This window comes from Lacticaseibacillus suihuaensis (assembly GCF_054785075.1).
Map to the genome: position 1 here is coordinate 23,437 of NZ_BAAGBJ010000004.1, position 18,323 is coordinate 41,759.

Annotated in this window: 15 protein-coding genes; 9 read left to right on the top strand and 6 right to left on the bottom strand. The window is 64.1% G+C overall.

Features of this window, described 5'->3' with window-relative positions:
• Positions 1-101: 101 nt before the first annotated feature.
• The 9 genes from ACYVRZ_RS04845 (at position 102) to ACYVRZ_RS04885 (ending at position 10,955) form a co-directional block, all read left to right on the top strand.
• The gene (locus ACYVRZ_RS04845; RefSeq protein ID WP_461225311.1) at positions 102-2,099 is read left to right on the top strand and encodes a glycoside hydrolase family 31 protein; all 1,998 of its coding nucleotides are present in this window, start codon (positions 102-104) and stop codon (positions 2,097-2,099) included.
• A gap of 197 nt (positions 2,100-2,296) precedes the next feature.
• Complete coding sequence (locus ACYVRZ_RS04850; protein ID WP_461225313.1) at positions 2,297-2,686, top strand: hypothetical protein; 390 nt, start codon at positions 2,297-2,299, stop codon at positions 2,684-2,686.
• A gap of 5 nt (positions 2,687-2,691) precedes the next feature.
• Positions 2,692-3,438: a GGDEF domain-containing protein gene (locus ACYVRZ_RS04855; protein ID WP_461225315.1), complete on the top strand. Its 747-nt coding sequence runs from the start codon at positions 2,692-2,694 to the stop codon at positions 3,436-3,438.
• A gap of 255 nt (positions 3,439-3,693) precedes the next feature.
• Entirely contained in the window at positions 3,694-4,734 is a 1,041-nt protein-coding gene (locus tag ACYVRZ_RS04860) for a zinc-binding dehydrogenase (RefSeq protein WP_461225317.1), read from the top strand.
• A gap of 172 nt (positions 4,735-4,906) precedes the next feature.
• Positions 4,907-5,845: an ABC transporter ATP-binding protein gene (locus tag ACYVRZ_RS04865; protein WP_461225319.1), complete on the top strand. Its 939-nt coding sequence runs from the start codon at positions 4,907-4,909 to the stop codon at positions 5,843-5,845.
• On the top strand, positions 5,838-7,367 hold the full coding sequence (locus ACYVRZ_RS04870) for an ABC transporter permease/substrate-binding protein (protein WP_461225321.1): 1,530 nt from the start codon (positions 5,838-5,840) through the stop codon (positions 7,365-7,367). Before ACYVRZ_RS04865 ends, ACYVRZ_RS04870 begins: the two co-directional genes overlap by 8 nt.
• 2 nt (positions 7,368-7,369) lie before the next feature.
• A complete protein-coding gene (locus ACYVRZ_RS04875; protein WP_461225323.1) occupies positions 7,370-8,254 on the top strand; it encodes an NAD(P)H-binding protein in 885 nt (294 codons plus the stop codon).
• Positions 8,251-8,688 (top strand): Rrf2 family transcriptional regulator, encoded by a 438-nt coding sequence (locus tag ACYVRZ_RS04880; protein WP_461225325.1) that lies wholly within the window; start codon positions 8,251-8,253, stop codon positions 8,686-8,688. Before ACYVRZ_RS04875 ends, ACYVRZ_RS04880 begins: the two co-directional genes overlap by 4 nt.
• Positions 8,689-9,656: 968 nt before the next feature.
• The gene (locus ACYVRZ_RS04885) at positions 9,657-10,955 is read left to right on the top strand and encodes a hypothetical protein (protein ID WP_461225326.1); all 1,299 of its coding nucleotides are present in this window, start codon (positions 9,657-9,659) and stop codon (positions 10,953-10,955) included.
• A gap of 156 nt (positions 10,956-11,111) precedes the next feature.
• On the opposite strand, the gene ACYVRZ_RS04890 is transcribed toward ACYVRZ_RS04885, so the two are convergent.
• The 6 genes from ACYVRZ_RS04890 to ACYVRZ_RS04915 all read right to left on the bottom strand — a co-directional run bounded on the left by ACYVRZ_RS04890 (position 11,112) and on the right by ACYVRZ_RS04915 (position 18,209).
• Positions 11,112-12,080: a ribose-phosphate diphosphokinase gene (locus ACYVRZ_RS04890; RefSeq protein WP_262315163.1), complete on the bottom strand. Its 969-nt coding sequence runs from the start codon at positions 12,078-12,080 to the stop codon at positions 11,112-11,114.
• A 689-nt stretch (positions 12,081-12,769) separates the two neighbouring features.
• Complete coding sequence (gene glmU / locus ACYVRZ_RS04895) at positions 12,770-14,161, bottom strand: bifunctional UDP-N-acetylglucosamine diphosphorylase/glucosamine-1-phosphate N-acetyltransferase GlmU (protein WP_461225328.1); 1,392 nt, start codon at positions 14,159-14,161, stop codon at positions 12,770-12,772.
• Between the two features lie 119 nt (positions 14,162-14,280).
• Positions 14,281-15,141 carry a pur operon repressor gene (gene purR, locus ACYVRZ_RS04900; protein ID WP_262315022.1) on the bottom strand — a complete coding sequence of 287 codons (861 nt, stop codon included), beginning with the start codon at positions 15,139-15,141 and terminating at the stop codon, positions 14,281-14,283.
• 272 nt (positions 15,142-15,413) lie between these two features.
• The gene (locus tag ACYVRZ_RS04905; protein WP_262315023.1) at positions 15,414-16,289 is read right to left on the bottom strand and encodes a cation diffusion facilitator family transporter; all 876 of its coding nucleotides are present in this window, start codon (positions 16,287-16,289) and stop codon (positions 15,414-15,416) included.
• A 310-nt stretch (positions 16,290-16,599) separates the two neighbouring features.
• The gene (locus ACYVRZ_RS04910; RefSeq protein ID WP_461225331.1) at positions 16,600-17,796 is read right to left on the bottom strand and encodes a DNA/RNA helicase domain-containing protein; all 1,197 of its coding nucleotides are present in this window, start codon (positions 17,794-17,796) and stop codon (positions 16,600-16,602) included.
• Positions 17,797-17,951: 155 nt separating this feature from the next.
• Positions 17,952-18,209 carry a hypothetical protein gene (locus ACYVRZ_RS04915; RefSeq protein ID WP_461225333.1) on the bottom strand — a complete coding sequence of 86 codons (258 nt, stop codon included), beginning with the start codon at positions 18,207-18,209 and terminating at the stop codon, positions 17,952-17,954.
• Positions 18,210-18,323: the final 114 nt, after the last annotated feature.

Sequence of the window (18,323 nt, forward strand, 5' to 3'; positions counted from 1 at the left end):
GAAGTGGTCAATTTCATTCAAGTCACGGCCGGCTTCAGGCCTTATATTAGCATTATAAGCGATTTCACGAAATCATCAACGTGTTAATACGGAGGCAAACCATGCAATACACCAATGATAACGGGGCCCTTGTGATCGGCCACCAAAACGAAACGCTGCGCTTGGAGGCCTGGGGCCAAGACGCCTTGCGCGTTCGCGTCACCGAGTACCCGACCTTTACGGCCAACGACTGGGCCCTAAGCGAGCCGGTGCCGGCTGCCCAGCGCCAGGCCGCCATCACGATTAACGATGAGGCCGGCACCGCCGCGATTACCAACGGCCGGCTGCAGGCGACGGTCAACGCGGCCGGGGTCCTGAGTTTTTTCCGGGACGGCAAGCTGATTTTGCGCGAGTACTACCGCTCGTACTTCGGCACCGAAAGCGACGAGTCGCGCTGCCTGAAGATCATCGCCCGTGACTGGAAGCCGATTGTCGGCGGCGACTACGGGCTGACCTTGCGCTTTGATTCCAACGACGGCGAGAAGATTTTTGGCATGGGCCAGTACCAGCAAAAATACCTCGACCTCAAAGGCTGCACCCTGGAGCTTGCCCAGCGCAACTCCCAGGTCACCGTGCCTTTCGCCGTGTCGAGCCTGGGCTACGGCTTCTTGTGGAACCACCCCGGCGTCGGTTCCGTCACCTTCGGCAAGAACATGACCGAGTGGCATGCGGCTGCGACCAAGCAGCTGGACTACTGGCTGACCGTCGCCGATGACCCGGCCCACATCGTCGAGAACTACACGGCCGTGACCGGCCGGGCCCCGGCCGTGCCGGACAAGCTGCTCGGGCTGTGGCAATCGAAGCTGCGCTACCGCACCCAAGACGAGGTGCTGGAGGTCGCCCGCAAGTACCGGAAGCTCGGCATTCCGCTGGACATCATCGTCATCGACTTCTTTCACTGGACCCGCCAAGGCGACTGGCACTTCGACCGCGACTACTGGCCGGATCCCAAGGCGATGTGCGACGAACTGCACGCGATGGGCACCAAGGTCGTCGTCTCCGTTTGGCCATCCGTCGACCGCAAGTCCGAAAACTTCGGCGAGATGTACGACAAGGGCTACCTGATTCGCACCGAACGCGGCTCGATTCAGACCTACGACTTCCAAGGCGACTGCCTGGAGATCGACTGCACCAACCCGGCGGCTCGCAAGTTCATCTGGGAGAAGTGCAAGGCCAACTACTACGATTTTGGCATCGACGCCTTTTGGCTGGACAACGCCGAGCCCGACTACGCGGTCTACGACTACGACAACTACCGCTACTACCTCGGCCCGGCGCTTGAGGTCACCAACATCTACCCGCAGCTGTACGTCCGTGCCTTCGAAGACGGCATCGAGGCCGAGCGGCCGGGTCAGCCGCGCCTGCACCTGGTGCGGTCCGGCTGGGCCGGCAGCCAAAAGTATTCAACGTTGATCTGGTCCGGCGACGTGCCGAGCACCTTCGCCGCGCTTGAGGACCAGGTGGCCGCAGGGCTGAACATGGGCCTGGCCGGCATTCCCTGGTGGACCACCGACATCGGCGGCTTCATGACCGACGACGTCAAGGATCCGAGCTTCAAGGAGCTGCTGTTGCGCTGGTTCGAGTTCGCCGTTTACACCCCGTTCGTGCGGATGCACGGCGACCGCGGTCCCCACGACATTCCGGCTTTGTCCGACTCCGATCACGGCGGCGGCAGCCTTTACACCGGGCATCCCAACGAACTGTGGAGCTACGGCGACGACGCCTTTGCGATCATGAAGGACCAGCTGAAGATCCGCGACGGCCTCAAGCCTTACGTCGCCGACCTGTTCAAGCAGGCCTCGGCAAGTGGTGCCCCGCTGTTGCGGACGATGTTCTACGAGTTCCCGGACGACCCGAAGGCCTGGGAGCTGCAGGACCAGTACATGTTCGGGGCCGACTACCTGGTCGCCCCGGTGCTGCATGCTGGCGTTCGCAACCGCAGCGTCTACCTGCCGGCCGGCTCGTGGCAAAACGTCGACGACGGCCAGACCTACGCCGGCGGCCAAACCGTCACGGCGGCCGCCCCGCTCGAACGCATTCCGGTGTTCAAGCGCCTGTAACCCGCCGATTAACGTCCGACTCGCCCCTTCGCCCCCTCGCGAAGGGGTTTTGGCGTGACCGAAATCTTCTATATAAATAGCCACATTGTGTCTAGCCGCCGCTTGCCCCTGTTATCGCCGGCGTGAATCAAGTAGAATGAAGTTATACAACCGCTGGCGGCCGCATCGGTCGCCGCTTGGGGAAAGCGGGTCGTCACGTGAGCGAAGCCACATGGGTCACCTTGAGTTTTGGGTTCAGCACGGTCACCAACCTGGTGGTGCTGTTCGGTATTTTATCTTTCATCTACTGGATTTGGGACAACAAGACCCCGCTGGTCGCCAAGTACCACGACCTGCTGGAGATCCTGCTGGCCGCGGCCTACACCGGTTACGCGCTGGTGCTGGCGGCCTTGAACAGCCACTTCACCACGCCGCTGCTCGGGCTGCACTGGACCGGGCTGAACCTGCTGGTGGTCGCGATTTTCATCTTCGATCTGCTGTTGGCCAACCGCTGGCAGTTCGTCATCGGGGTGCTGGAGACGCTGGGCTACACCTGGTTCATGGGCGGCCGGCCGACGCCGGCGTTCTGGCGCTGCTCGCCGGGCTGATTCTGGTGCAGGGCTTCGCCAGCTTTGGCGGCTACCGCTTCTGGCGCAACCACGCGGTGATGCTAGGCAGCCTGGCGCTGGCCGGGGCCCTGGCGATGGGGCTGATGTGGGTGATCGGCGGCAGCCTGGACTTTGCCGGCTTTTGGTCGCGGCAGATCATCGCCTTTGTGGTGATTGCCGTTGGCGCCTACGAGTACTTCCGGATGCTTCTCGTGAGCCAGCTGCGCGTCGAGTCGCAGATCGAGCTGGACGAGCTGACCGGGCTGAAGAATTTTCGCACCTTCGACCACGACATGCACACCCGCTACGCCGGCTACCGCCAAAACGGCACCGGCCTGACGCTGCTGGAGCTTGATATCGACTGGTTCAAGCGGATCAACGACACCTACGACCACCTCGTCGGCAACGCGGTGCTCAAGGGCGTCGGCCAAGCCACCGCGGCCTTCGCCCAGGCCCTGCCGCAAACCGCCGCGGCCTACCGGCTGGGCGGCGAGGAGTTTTGCATCGCCGTCACCGCCCTGCCCCAAGACGCGGCGCTTGAGGTGGCCCAGGCGCTGAAGGCCAAGCTCGACGCCTTGACCTTCACGGCGGCGGATCACACGTTCTCAATCACGGTGTCCGTCGGCCTCGCCGAGGCGATTCCCGCCGACCTCAACTACCTGGACGTCTACAAGCGCGTCGACCACTTCCTGTACGAGGCCAAACGCGCCGGCCGCAACCGGCTGAACATCGGGGGGCGGATTGTGGCGTGACGCTGCTGCAACACCCGAACAACCCATTCTCACCGCCTGACCGCAACCTGTGGTCAGGCGTTTTTTTTGCTACTGCGCAAAAAAAGCGCAACTGCCGCTTGCCTTAGACCCACTCCAAGGTGCTATGCTAGCGACAACCGGTGTGGTGGGACCGACCGCTGCCGGGCTTGGACCGATCCAAGCGGCATCAAGCCGCGGCGCTGGCGGTGTCAGGTTTCACCGCATCTACCACAACACATTCCATGGAGGCAACACATGAAAGACACCATTTTTATCCAACCCGGTCAAGTCGCCATTGAAGACGTCGCCAAGCCGACGCTTCAGGCGCCGGACGACGTAATCATTCGCGTCGTTCGCGCCTGCGTCTGCGGCTCCGACCTCTGGGGCTTCCGCGGCCAAGACGACGTGGCCGCCCATTCCCAAAACAGCGGCCACGAGGCGATCGGCGTAGTCGAGGCCGTCGGTGACGCCATCACCACGCTGGTGCCAGGCGACTTCGTGATCGCGCCGTTCACCCACGGTTGCGGCCACTGCGCCGCCTGCCGCGCCGGGTTCGAGGGCGGCTGCCTCAGCCACGCCGACAACTTCAGCGACGGCGCCCAAGCCGAGTACATGCGCTACCAGCACGGCGAGTGGTCCCTGATCAAGGTGCCGGGCAAGCCCGAAGACTACAGCGAGGCGATGCTCAAGTCGCTTTTGGCCCTGGCCGACGTGATGGCCACCGGCTACCACGCCGCTCGGGTCGCCCGGGTCCAGGCCGGTGACACCGTGGTGGTCGTCGGCGACGGCGCGGTCGGCCTGTGCGGCGTGATCGCGGCCAAAATGCGCGGTGCCAAGCGCATCATCGCGATGAGCCGCCACGCCGACCGCCAGGCCCTGGCGCAAGAATTCGGCGCCACGGACATCGTCGAAGAACGCGACGACACGGGGGTCGCTCACGTGATGAGCCTGACCCAAGGCGTTGGTGCCGATGCGGTGCTTGAGTGCGTCGGCACCGAGCAGGCCGTCGCCACCGCCGTCAAGTGCGGCCGCCCCGGTGCCACCGTCGGCCGCGTCGGGGTGCCGCACAACCCGAAGATGGACCTGACGCCGCTTTTTTTCCGCAACACCAGCATCGCCGGCGGCCCGGCCTCGGTGACCACCTACGACAAAAAGCTGCTGCTCGACGCCGTGCTGAAGGGTGAGATTCACCCGGGCAAGGTCTTCACCAAGTCCTTCAAGCTGGCTGACATCCAGGCCGCCTACGAGGCGATGGACCGCCGCGAGGCCATCAAGTCCTACCTGATCGTGGGCTAGTCCCGCGAGGCTTTGGGCCACTACCATGCACTGCGCCTGACTGCAATCAACGCGATTGCGGTCAGGCGTTTTTGTTGCGGCAACAAGTTATTTTCAAAATAACTTGCATCGTACGGCCTGGGTGTTAATATTAAAACAACAGGTCCAAGCAAAGACAAGTGAGGCAGACTACGTGATCGAATTCATCAACATTACCAAGCAATACACTGAAACGGCCGCCCTGCAGGCCGTCAACCTGCGCGTCGACGCACACGAGCTGTTCGTGCTGGTCGGCCCGTCCGGCAGCGGCAAGACGACGCTGCTCAAAACGGTCAACCGACTGGTCGTGCCGACCAGCGGCCAGGTGCTGCTCGACGGCGTTGACGTCGCCGCCGGCAACTTGCAGACGCTGCGCCGCCACATCGGCTACGTGCTGCAATCCAGCGCCTTGTTCCCCAACATGACCGTGATGCAAAACGCGGCGGTGCAGCTGGAGGCGCTGGGTTGGCCCAAGGCGAAGATTCGCCCGCGCCTCGAGCACCTGCTGCGGCTGGTGGATCTAGACCCCAAAACGTACGCCGACCGCCGACCGGCGCAGTTGTCCGGCGGCGAGGCCCAGCGCGTCGGCATCGTTCGCGCCTTGGCGGCCAACCCGACTTTGATGCTGATGGACGAGCCGTTCTCGGCGCTTGACCCGGTGGCCAAGCGCCAGCTGCAGGCCCTGATTTTGCGGTTGCATCAGCAGCTTGACACCACCATCTTGTTCGTCACCCACGACATGCAAGAGGCGCTGCGGCTGGCCGATCGCATGGCCGTTTTGCACAACGGCCAGCTGCAGCAGGTCGGCGAGCCCCACGCGGTCTTGGCGCATCCGGCCAACGCCTTTGTCGCCGACTTCTTCAAGGACGTGATTGCAAGCGAGCGCAACTTGGCCCAGGTGCTGGCGGCCGGCTTCGGGGGCCCGCTTTCAGGTGGCGGTGAGCCCTGGGCCGCTGGCGCCTCGATTTACGATTGGGCGGCGGCGCTGCAGGCTAATCCGGCCCTGGTCGTGCAGGTCGCAGGCTATGAGCTGCGGTCCGGCGACCTGATCGGCTACCTGGCCACCCTATCCAAGGAGGCGGCACATGCTTAACCAAACGCTAGACTACGCCCGCGCCAACGGCCACGAGCTGCTGGTCGCCTTGGGCCAGCACATCGAAGTGGCCGCCATCGCCACGCTGTTGACCATCGTCATCGCGATTCCTTTGGCCATCGCCTTGATGAACCACCGCCGCGCCGGCGAGTTCGTGCTGCAGGTCGCAAGCATCATCCAGACCATCCCCAGCCTCGCGATCCTCGGGCTCCTGATTCCCTTCGTCGGCATCGGCACGGTGCCGGCGATCATCGCGCTGGTGCTGTATGCGATCATGCCGGTGTTCCAAAATACATACGCCGGGCTGACCAACATCGACCCGCTGTTGATTGAGGCCGCCGACGCAATGGGGGTCTCTCGCCGCTACAAGCTGCTGCGGGTCCAGTTGCCGCTGGCCGCCCCGATGATCATCTCCGGCATCCGCATCGGGGTGGTGATGATCATCGGCACCGCGACGCTGGCCGCCTTGATCGGCGGCGGCGGTCTTGGGACCTATATCCTGCTAGGGATTCAAAGCAACAACAACGCGGCACTGCTGATCGGCGCGGTGCTGTCGGCGGCCCTGGCCTTGATCGCCAGCGGCCTGATCAAGCTGCTCGCCCGGGTGAAGCTGCGCCACCTGTTGGCCGGCCTGGCGGCGCTAGTGGTGGTCGGCGGCGGCGCTTACGCCACCGTGACCCTCACGGCCCCCAAGACCGAGACCATCACGATCGCCGGCAAAATGGGCGGCGAACCGGAGATTTTGATCAACCTGTACAAGGACCTGATTGAGGCCGACCAGCCCCACCTCAACGTCGTGCTCAAGCGCAATTTCGGCGGCACCAGCTTCTTGTTCAAGGCGCTGAAGGCCAAGCAGATCGACCTCTACCCCGAGTTCACCGGCACCGTGCTGCAGTCCTTGGTTAAATCCCCCAAGGCGATCAGCCACGACCCGGCCCAGGCCTATCAAGACGGCAAGGCGGCGCTTGCGCGGCAGTATCACATGACGCTCATGCCGCCGATGGCCTACCAAAACGGCTACGGCCTGACCGTCACCGCCCAAACCGCCGCCCAGTACCACCTCAAGACCATCGCCGACCTGGCCGCGCATCCCGCACTTCGCGCCGGCTTCGACCCCGATTTTTACCAGCAGGCAGACGGCTACCCCGGCTTGCAAAAGGCCTACCACCTGGCCTTCACCGACGTCAAAACCATGGAGCCGTCGCTGCGCTACCAGGCGCTTGCCCAAGGCGACCTCGACGTCACCGACGCCTACACCACCGACCCGCAGATTCGCAAATACCACCTCGTGTTGCTCAAGGACACCCAGGCCTTTTTCCCGCCGTACCAAGGGTCGCCGCTGATGCTGACCAGCTTCGCCAAGGCGCATCCGCAGGTGGTGCGAAGCCTCAACCGGCTGAAGGGCCGCATCTCGACTCAGGATATGCAGCGGATGAACTACCAGGTCACGGTGCAGCACCGCAAGGCCGCCACCGTCGCGCGGCGCTACCTCAAGACGCACCACTTACTTAAGGAGGACTGACCATGAACTATCTTGTCACCGGTGCCACCGGCCACCTCGGCTCGCGAGTGGTCGAACGCCTCAGCGAACGCGTTGGCGCAACCGCCGTCACCGCCGCCGTCCACACCCCGGCCAAGGCGGCCGGACGATTCGCCCCAGGCGTTCGCGTGGTCGCCTGCGACTACCTGAGCGTCGCCGGCATGACGGCGGCCTTCACCGGCCAGGACGTGGTGATTGTCATTCCCAGCAAGACCTACGACCTCGCGCAGCGCATCCAGGAATTCGAAAACACGATTCAGGCGCTGACCGCCGCTCGGGTCGCGGGGGTCGTGTTCGTCAGCTTTTTTGCCGACCAGGAGCAAAATCCCTTCGTCATGTCGCCGTACTACGCGTATGCGCCAAGGCGCCTGGCGACCAGCGGCCTGACCTACGCCGTGGTCAAAAACGCGCTGTACGCCGACCCCTTGGTGCCGTACCTGCCCGAGCTGATCGAGCGCCAGGCGCTGATCTACCCGGTCGGGGACCAAAAGCTCAGCTTCATCACGCAAGCCGACAGCGCCAACGCGATCGCCGCTTTGGCGACCCAGCCGGCCCTGCGCGACCGGGGCCAAAGCTACCTGCTGAGCCAGTCAACCGCGCTGTCCATGCCGGCTTTGGGCCGCATCATGAGCAAAGTCTCCGGCCGGCCGATCGGGTACGCGCCGGTGTCTAACCGCGAATTCGGCCGCATTTACGCCGCGGAAGGCGACGGGGCAGAGCTTGCCAGCATGTACGCCGCCGGGGCCCTGGGCCTGCTCGCCGGGGTGAGCGCCGATTACCACCGGCTGACCGGCGACGAGCCGGAGGGCATGGCCGCGTTTTTGACCCGCGCATACCGGCCGCAGCCGGTGGGAGGCGACCTGGCATGAAGTACTCGCACAAGCTGAGCGACGCGGTTCACATTCTCGCTTACATCCAGATATACGCCGGCACCGACCTGTCCAGCACCGCAATCGCCAGAAGCGTTGAGGCCAACCCCAGCGCGGTGCGGCAGCTGATGGCCAAGCTGGTCAAGGCCGGCCTGCTCAACAGCCAGCCCGGCAAGGTCGCCCCGACGCTGGCCAAGCCGGCGGCCGCCATCACCCTGCTGGACGTCTACCGCGCCGTCGAAGGGCAACCCGACCTGTTGCACATCGACCCCAAGACCAACCCGCTGTGCCGGGTCGGCGGCAACATCCAAGACACACTGACTAGCCTTTACGCTTCGGTGCAGCGCGACGCCGAGGCCAGCATGGCCACCCACACGCTGGCTGAGATCATCGCCGACCTCCTCAAGCGCGAGGCCGAAAAGAAGCGCCAGTAACAGCACCCGACCGGATTGCGGCCGGGTGCTGTTTGCTTGCTATGGGGCCAATCAAAAAGCGTCCGGCGCAACCGTGGCGTTGCGCCGGACGCGCCGAAGCCACCCAGCGACAGGCGCTCGGCGGCTAAGGCTTTCTGATTGGTGATTGACGCTGGTTGGGCCCCTGTGAGCCGGCACAGGTCGGCTCGCGGTGCCAGCTGGTACAAGCCCCCTGTCAGTTCAGCACCGCAGCTACCTCGCAAGCGAGTAGGCACCGGACTGTGCGGCAGGAAGATGGTGGTCCACACCCTGGTGGTCGGCCCCAATCGGAGGAGGCCGTTGCACGAAAACGTCGGCGTTGTTGCCAGGTACGGCATGGCATGAGTGGGGGTACTGGAGATGCTTATGCTCCGGACCTTCCCCCTAAGCAGTAGAGACACAATCGCTGCGGCCACAGCGATTTCTCTGCCCGTTGACAATCATCTGAAATCAGTGTAAGCCCTGCCAATTCATCCGTCAATTTTAAAGCTCACACGTTCTCCTCAGGCAGATTTCGTTACATTTTGGCCATTGCCGGTTATACTGGCGAAAACGGGAAGGTAGGTGCTTCAATGACAAAAATCCCCCTGCGGTTAACTGCAACGATTACTGGTGGCTACTCCGGTTATTTGCTCACACCTTCATTCGAACCGGTACAACGCCACTGGCTAGCCGTTCGCGTCTCCGCGATTACGCTGGCAGAAGATGCCACGTTTGAACTCTCGGCGGCGCCAGCGTACCTCGCCTTTCAACCCACCACCGCCCCCTTAGGCCTGCTGTGGCGAACCGGAGATCAGCTGCAGATCACCGGTACCCTTGAAATGTGGCGCGGACTCCCAACCGTAGCCGCATTGACTGCCATTCGTCGAATCGTCGACACGGCACGACTAACCACCGGCCAAGCAGTCGCCAACTGGTTAACGTGGGTTCACAAGCCGGCACGGCGACGCATGATTGCCGAACTCATCACGGACTATCAAGCCGGACGGCTGGGCTTCGCCGTTTTTCAGGAACGTGTCGAGGCGTTGGCCCGACCGCTACCGCCCAAAATTCGCCTTCAGCTCGCCCATGTTCAGCAGGCCCAAATCGCCTTGATGCGCCAGGTCTACGCCGAACTCGACGCCTTGGCGCCGGAACACTTGGTGATCGCCGAGCCGACCCAACTAAGGCTGCTTCAAGCGGCGCCGCCGGACGAGCGGCCGGTCTACCCCGTCGACTTTGCCAGGCTGGCCGACCCAGCCTACCAGGCGGCGCTGCTGGCGACCATCACCCCGGCCGCTGACGCCAATCCCGGGCTGCCGCTGGATCCGCCAAGCCCCGCACCGTCGCCGCTCACGCCTTACCGCATCCAGCTTCACGCCAGCCTGGCGCAGACCCGGCCGCGGCCGCAGCGCCAGCGGCTTGAGGTCACGGTTGACCGCGCGACCAGCGCTTGGGTGCTCGATGACCGCGACCGCCCCCACGCCCAAGACGGCCTGTTAGTGACGGTCGCGGCCGCAACCGCCGTGGAAAAAGTCAACGCGCAAGAAGAAACCTTCAGCGGCGACCTGTACCTCAAGCCACACGTGCCGGTGCTTTTGGCCTTCGACGCCGCCTTGGTTCGCCTGCAGCTCAGCCTGGGCTGGCAAGGCAGCCTGACCGGCCGGCTCCGGCTGGTTCGCGTCATCGCGGCCAAGCGCGTCGCTGCGCTGCGCCAGGCCCGGGCGGTGGCGGTGGCCAAAATCACCGCGCTGACCCGGCGGCAGGCCAAACAAGCCGCGGCAGCCACCGCTCGCCTCGCGTCCTCGCACCAGGCGGTCAAGGCAACCGCCGACCGGGCGGCCGCGTCAACCAACGACCAGGTGACCGCGTCAACCGCGAACCATTCGGTGACCCGGGCGGCCACGTCAGCTACCGACCAGGTACCGGCCCGGACCGCCGCCCTCCAAGCCCCGCTCACGACGCTGGGCAAGCGGCTGCAGGCCGGCCGCCTGACCTTCACCGCCTACCAGGCCCAGGTCGCGACGCTGCTGGGCGAGAACGCCAAGCTGGCCGAAGCGCGTCAGGCCGCGTGGAACCGCTACGTCACCAGCCGCGAGGCGCTGACGCGGCCGGTCTACCTGCTGGCCGGCGTCTCCGCTCATCAGTTCATAGCCGGCGGCGCGATGATGCGCCAGCTGGCCATCGACCCCGCCAGGCTGGGCCAGACGAGCTACCGCCACCGGCTGTTTGCGCAGTGGCAGGCCAACGCGCAACACGCGGTGTGGTGAGCGGCCGGTGGAACCGGTCGTCTCGCCACCAGCCGCAGGACCCGCACCGGCGCCAACCAACTTCGTCGCTCGAGCGGTCCGGCGCCACCGTTTCCGCCGGGTCACAAAACACCCCGCATTCCAGCGACTGGAATGCGGGGTGTTGGCTTGTCTGAATTACTTGGTGAAGCGGTTTTCGAACAGCGGGGAAACCGGCTTGTTCTCCTGGATACGGGTGATCGCACGACCCATCAGGGGGCCGACGGAGACGATGACCAGCTTGTCCATCTTTTTCTCTTCCGGCAGGTTGATCGAATCCGTCACCACGACCTGCGAGATCACGGAGTTTTCGAGGCGTTCGACGGCCGGACCGGAGAAAATCGCGTGGGTCGCGGCGACCAGCACCTCGGTGGCACCGGCGTTCTTCAGCGCCTGGGCGGCCAGGGTGATGGTGCCGGCGGTGTCGATCATGTCGTCGATGATGATGCAGCGCTTGCCGTCAACCTTCCCGACGATGTTCATGACCTCGGCGACGTTCGGCCGCGGCCGGCGCTTGTCGATGATGGCAATCGGCGCCTTGAGGAACTCCGCCAGCTTGCGGGCCCGGGTCACGCCGCCGTGGTCAGGGGAAACCACCACGGTATCGGCGTTGGCGTAGCCGTTGCGGATGAAGTAATCCGCCAGAAGCGGCGCCCCCATCAAGTGGTCGACCGGAATGTCGAAGAAGCCTTGAATCTGGGCGGCGTGCAGGTCCAGCGCCAGGACGCGGTCGGCACCGGCGCGTTCGAGCATGTTGGCGACCAGCTTGGCCGTGATCGGTTCGCGCGACCGCGCCTTGCGATCCTGACGGGCGTAACCGTAGTAAGGCATGACCACGCTGATGGTGTGGGCGGAGGCCCGGCGCAGCGCGTCGATCATGATCAACAGCTCCATCAGGTTGTCGTTGACCGGGGCTGAGGTGGACTGGATCAGGTAGATATCGTCCCCACGGATACTTTCTTCGATGTTGATCTGAATTTCGCCGTCGCTGAACCGGTTCACGGATGACTTCCCGAGTTCAACGCCAACTTCGGCCGCAATTTTTTCAGCCAGCGGCTTGTTCGAGTTCAAGGCAAAAATCTTCAACTTTGGGTCAGAGTAAGGCATGGTTTCCTCCATGATGTTTTGAATGAGTGCCATCAAAATGGCCGCAAATCCCCAGGCGGCCGCGGCGGCCAGTCGGATTCTGGGCATTGATACCTTGATTATAACAGAGATTACGCCTTTTGCGGGTTTTTCCCGCAGGCTGCGTGAAAAACCACCGCTGTGTCACCACCGCGCGGCAAACTGTGTTCGCCAGGCCATGGCGTGACGTACCCGGTGGCCGCGGGTTGGGTGATTTTCAGAAAATATTTTAGACGACGGCCGCCGGCGGGTAACTCCAGGCATCGCAGCCCCATGGCCGCCACTTTGATCCGGTGTCGCCGAGCTGGAGCTTAGGGCCAAGCCCGGCCCCCGACTGCCACGGCTAGGCTACCCGTCCCGCTAACTGCGCGGCCATCCGCTCTGGTTTCGTCGAGCTCCGCCGAGCAACGCCGGAACGATTAGCTCGGGTCGGCCACCGGGCCAAGCCCGGGCCCAATGCCCAACCCCACGCTACTCGTCCGGCTAAACCCGCCTGGCTCCGCTCTGGGTCTCGTCGAGCTCCGCCAGGCAACGCGGAAGCGCATAGCTACGCCGCGTCACTTGAGGCCAAGCCCGGGCCTCAAGTGCCACGCCTAGGCTATGCGTTCCGCTAAACCCGCCTGGCTCCGCTCTGGGTCCAAAAAGGCCGCGGTTCCCCGCGGCCAGTCTTGTCACTTATTCCATTCGGCGTCGTCGGCCAGGGCTGTGCGGGACCAGAAGTCTTCCTTGTTGACCTGCCGGGCCCGGGCGATGCCCATCGCGTGGAACGGCACGTCGTCGGTGATGGTCGAGCCGGCGGCCACGAAGCTGTGGTCGGCCAAGGCGACCGGGGCGATGATGTTCGAGTTGCTGCCGACGAAGCTGTGGTCGCCGACGGTGGTGTGCCACTTCTTGACGCCGTCGTAGTTGACGAAGACCACGCCGCAGCCGACGTTGATGTCGGAGCCAAGCGTCGCATCCCCGACGTAGGTCAGGTGGCCGACCTTGGTGCGAGGGCCGATCGTCGCCTTTTTGATTTCGACAAAATTGCCCAGATGCGCGTCTTCACCGATGTCCGACTGCGGCCGCAGGTGGGAGTTCGGGCCGATGTCTGAGCCCTTGTGCATCACCGATTCCTCGATGGTCGAGCTGGTGACGGTGACGCCGTCTTCAATGGTCGAGTCGACGATCTTGGAGTGGGACCCAATCACGCAGTCCTCGCCGATCACGGTGTGGCCGATCAACTGGACGCCGGGCTCGACGGTGGTGTCGGCGCCGATCACGACGTCGGCGTCGATGTAGGCCGTCGCCGGGTCGATCAGCTTCACGCCGTTTTGCATGTGGCGGCGGTTGATTCGCGCCTGCATCACACGGGTCGCCTCGGCCAGCGCGACGCGGTCGTTGACGCCGATGGACTCGCTGAAGTCGGGCATCTTGTAGGCCGCAATCACGGCGCCTTCGCGCTTGAGAATTTCGATCACGTCGGTCAGGTAGTACTCGCCCTGGGCGTTGTCGTTTTTCATCTGGTGCAAGGCCTCGAACAGGCGCTTATTGTCGAAGCAGAAAACGCCGGTGTTAATCTCTGTGACCTGCGCCTCTTCGTGCGTCGCGTCCTTTTGCTCCACGATGCGCTGCACGGTGCCCAAGTCGTTGCGAATGATGCGGCCGTAGCCGGTCGGATCCGGCGCCTGCGCCGTCAAGATCGTCGCCGCGGCCCCCTTGTCCTGGTGGTAGGCGAAGAGCTTCTCAAAGGTCTCGGCCGTCAACAGCGGCGTGTCGCCGGACACAATCAGGGTCACCCCGTCCTTGCCGCCGAGCATCGGCTCCGCCTGAAGCGCCGCGTGGCCGGTACCTAGCTGCTTCTCCTGCAGCGCGTACTGGCTGCGGTTGCCCAGGCTGGCCCGCACCGCGTCGGCGTCGTGGCCGATCACGGTGACGACCTCCGTCGGGTGCATTTTCTCGACTTCGGTCAGCACGTGGTCCACCATGGTCTTGCCGCACAGGGTCTGCAGCACCTTGTGAACCTTCGACTTCATCCGCGTCCCCTTGCCCGCGGCCAGAATGATCGTGTATTTTTCTGCCATAATCTGCTCCTTTGGTTTGCTTACCTGAACACTATAAGGCGGATTCGCCGAACTTGCAATTCACCGTACCATTAACTTAATTGTAAATAAAAAGGTGCGTTCCCCGCACCTTTTTGCGCTTATACCGTTTGCCGCTTCGCCAGGTCGGCGAAATGCGCCGCGTTTTGGGCCAAGTAGTTGCCGGCCACCGCGTGAAGCGTGTTGGCCTTGGTGTCGACCTCGTCGACGCGAATCAGGCTGGTGTAATCGGTCACCATGCGGTCGCCCGAGAAGTTGCCCTCGGCGAACACGGAGATGCCGACCAAGTTGGCGTCGAACTCCGCGATCAGGCTGCGCATCCCGTTGACGGTGCCGCCGCCCTTCATGAAGTCGTCGACGATCAGGACCCGCGACCCGGCCGGGAGGCTGCGCTTGCTCAGCTCCATTTTCTCAATGCGAGCGGAGCTGGCCGACACGTAGTTCACGCTGACGGTCGAGCCCTCGGTGATCTTGGAGTCGCGCCGCACGATCACGAACGGCACGTTCAGGTACTGGCTGACGCTTTGGGCGATCGGAATGCCCTTGGTCGCGACGGTCATCACGGCGTCGACATGCGCCCCCAGGTACTGGGTGGCGATCAGGCGGCCAATCTGGCGCAGTACATCCGGGGTCCCGAGCAGGTCGGACAGGTACACGTAACCGCCGGGCAAAAGGCGATCGGTTTCGCAAAGCCGCGTCGCCATGTCCGTGATGAAGCCCGTCGCCTCGTGCTCGCCGATGGTCGGGATGAACCGCACCCCGCCGGCCGCACCAGGCACCGTCTCAAGGATGCCGGTTTCGCGCTGGGCGAAGGTGTGGCGAACGATCGCCAGGTCCTCTGAGATCGAGGACTTGGCCGAGTCGTAGCGTTTTGAGAAAAAGGTCAGCGGCACCAGCGTGTGGGGCCGCTCCATCAGGTAGCGTGTCATGTCGATCAGGCGGTTACTGCGCCGAACTTTCATAGTGTTATCTCCCAACTCCGAATATTTGGATTATCGTGCTAACTATTGCACCAATCTTCAACATTATACGGGATTGTTCCGTGAATTTCGAGATATTTCGGCCAATTTCTCGCAATTGTTCGCAACTATCCGGTAAAACCCGGATTTTGCCCCGCGGCTCGTTCCGCTTTCGCCGGTATCCAGACAGAATATGTCCAGCCGCCGCGGGGTCGCCCGGTCGCCTGCGCAACAAAAAAGGCCGTCGCCGGCCTTTTCACTCACGCGCCCAGTCCTCAGTACGGGTTGTCCGTCGCCTGCAGCGGCTGGTAGTCGCCGTACTCCACCTGAATCGTCACATGCGCGATGTCGAAGGTGTGGCGCAGCTTGTGCCCCAGCTGCTCGAGGAACTGGTCGTTGTTGCAAGACGTCGTGCGGGTGACATGCACCGTCAGCGCGACATCGGTGGTGCTCAGGGCCCAGACGTGCAGGTCGTGGCAGCCGACCACCGTCGGGAAGCCGTCGATCAGCGCGTGAACCTTGGCCAAGTCGATGGCCTTAGGGACCGCCGCCATCGCCAGGTTGACCGCGTCCTTGAGCAGCCCCCAGGTACTGACCAGGACCACCAGCGCGACCAGAATCGACACCAGCGGATCAAGCCAGGTCCAGCCCGTCAGCAGGTACAACCCGCCGGCGATGACCACGCCCAAGGAGACCCCAGCGTCGGCCGCCATATGCAAAAAGGCGCCGCGAATGTTCAAGTCATGCGACTGCCCGGCGTGAAACATCAGGGCGGTCACCCCGTTGACCAGGATACCGACGCCGGCCACCGCCATCACGATGCCGCCTTGAATCGGCTCGGCGTGAGCGAAGCGGCCGGCCGCCTCGACGATGATCGCGCCCATCGCGACCAGCAGGAAAACCGCGTTGATCAGGGCCGCCAGAATCGAGGAGCTCTTGTAGCCATAGGTTCGCTTGAGCGTCGGCTGCCGGCAAGACAGCCAGTCGGCGAACCACGCGATGCCCAGCCCCAGCACGTCGCTCAGGTTGTGCATCGCATCGGCCACCAGCGCGATCGACCCGACGGCCACCCCGAAGGCCACCTCCGCCACGATGTAGCCGGCGTTGAGCACGATGCCCCACCGAAAGGCCTGACTTGGTTGATGCTTCATTGCGACTCCTCCTTCGCCGGTGCGGTGGCGGTGGTCTTGCCGGTCTCCCCAGACCGGCGCCGGCGGTTCAAAAACCGCGGCGCGACCACCCAGTATTCCGCCCCTTGTATTCACCCCTCATTGTGCCGGGCATCACAAGGAAAGTCAACCGCCCCCCCGGTTTGCCGTCGACCCTCGGCCCAACACCGTCACTCCGGGTCACCGTCGCCAAACCCCACCGCCAGCCGGAAGCCGGCAGGAGGCGGCAGCGGCCGGCCACCGGCGAGGCGCAGCGGCCACCGCACCCGCCCCGCCACGGACGCGCAGCGCCTCATTCGGCCGCCGCGTGACCCAGCGCCAACAGCCGCCGCAAGAGCGCCGGGTCGGTGGCAAACAGGCCCAACCCCAGCCGACCGCGCTTCATCAGAATGTTGGCGACGTTTCGCACAATCGCCTGCTTGGCCGCCGCGTCGTCCGGCAGGTCGGCCCGACGGCGAAAGGCCGTCTGGTCCTCGAAGCGCGACGGGTCGACCACGACCCGGTCGCCGATTGCGTCGTAGCCGAAGCTCGGCCCTAGGATCACGCCGGCGTAATTGAGGTCAAAGCCCTGAATGGTGTACACCGACCCGACCTCGTGCAGCGTCTCCGGCCGGCTGGCCCAGGGCCGGTCGGTGAAGTTGATGTGGTCCCAAGGCAGCCGCAGCGTTCCGGCCTGCACGAACCAGTCCTTGGCGCCAAAGACCCGGAAGGGAAAATCGGTGGTCGCAAGCAGCCGCGACAGCCCCACCCGCCGGTCCTGCGCCGCAATCCAGTCGGCCAGCGGCTGCCCGTCGGTGAACACCCGCACCCCGCGGCTCGGCAGCGGCCGCAGCTCGCCTCGGTTGAACGCGTTGATCCAGGCGCTGACGCCGGGCGTTTGCACCCGCAGCTGCCCGGCCAGGTGCTGGTGAACCACCGCGTGGCCGGCCAACGCCCGGTCCAGCGTCGCCTTGGTCCAGCGCGACTTGAGCTTGACCACCTGGCCAAAATCGACCACTAGCACGACCACGGCGGCGACGCCCAAAAGCGCCGTCACCTGGTCGCCCCCGCGGAAGTTGTTGAAGGGGTCGGGCTGGCTCAGCAACAGCTGGGCTTCGTCGACGAACACGACGTCGAGCCGCTCACCCTTTTTGGCCAGCCGGTTGAGCAGCGGCGTGGGTTTTTGAAAGTCGGCCTTGTGCAGCAGCGGATCTTGGGCGGCCAGTTCCCAGTAGACCTTGAGCATCTCGTTGTGGTTGACTACCAGCTTGTTGTGCATCCCGAACCACGCGTCGCCACGCCGCCGGGCCCGGTGCTGCAAGGCGGCAAAAACGGCGGCCAGCACCGCGCTTTTGCCCGACCCGGCATCGCCTTCCAGCACAAACACCGCGGCCTGCTCAGCGCCGCGATGCGTCGCGATGAAGTCCAACAGCGCCGCCTGAACGGCTTTTTGGGCCGGCGTCAGGCTCGCCGCGGCCGGCAGCTGAAAGGTTGATGCGCTGAGATCCATGGTAAGACTCCTTTCTGCCGAACGCGGCGGCCTCGCTGTGTGAGACCGCTGGCAGGGCGGTGCTCAATCCAAAAAGGCGCCTGCCACACAGTGCAAAGCGGCCAAGCCCCCTTCCACTGTCTGACAAGCGCCCAGGTTCGCCGTCGCCGGTAACGTTAATCGATGGCGCCTTGACGCCGCTTGGCCACCGCCTTGACCCAATCCGTCGGCAGCACGGTGATGACCAGATCGATCAGAAAAAGGAGCTGTTGAATCAACGACCCGTTGCCTCGACTGCTAACGATAAGCGTCGCGGCGAACCACACCCAAAACAGCCAGCCGAAAAGCCCGGTGTCGCGGTAGCGCCGCTCGTGCAGGGCCAGCACCGGAATGATGCAGGCCACCGCCAGCAACGCGAAGGCGACAACCACCACGCCGACAACGGTTCCTAGGATGAGGGAACCCCCGCCTCCAGGGGTCCCCGTCCGCATCAGGAGCAACGGTAGGCCGTTGACGAGCCCTCAAACACCAGGAACCCGAGGACCAGC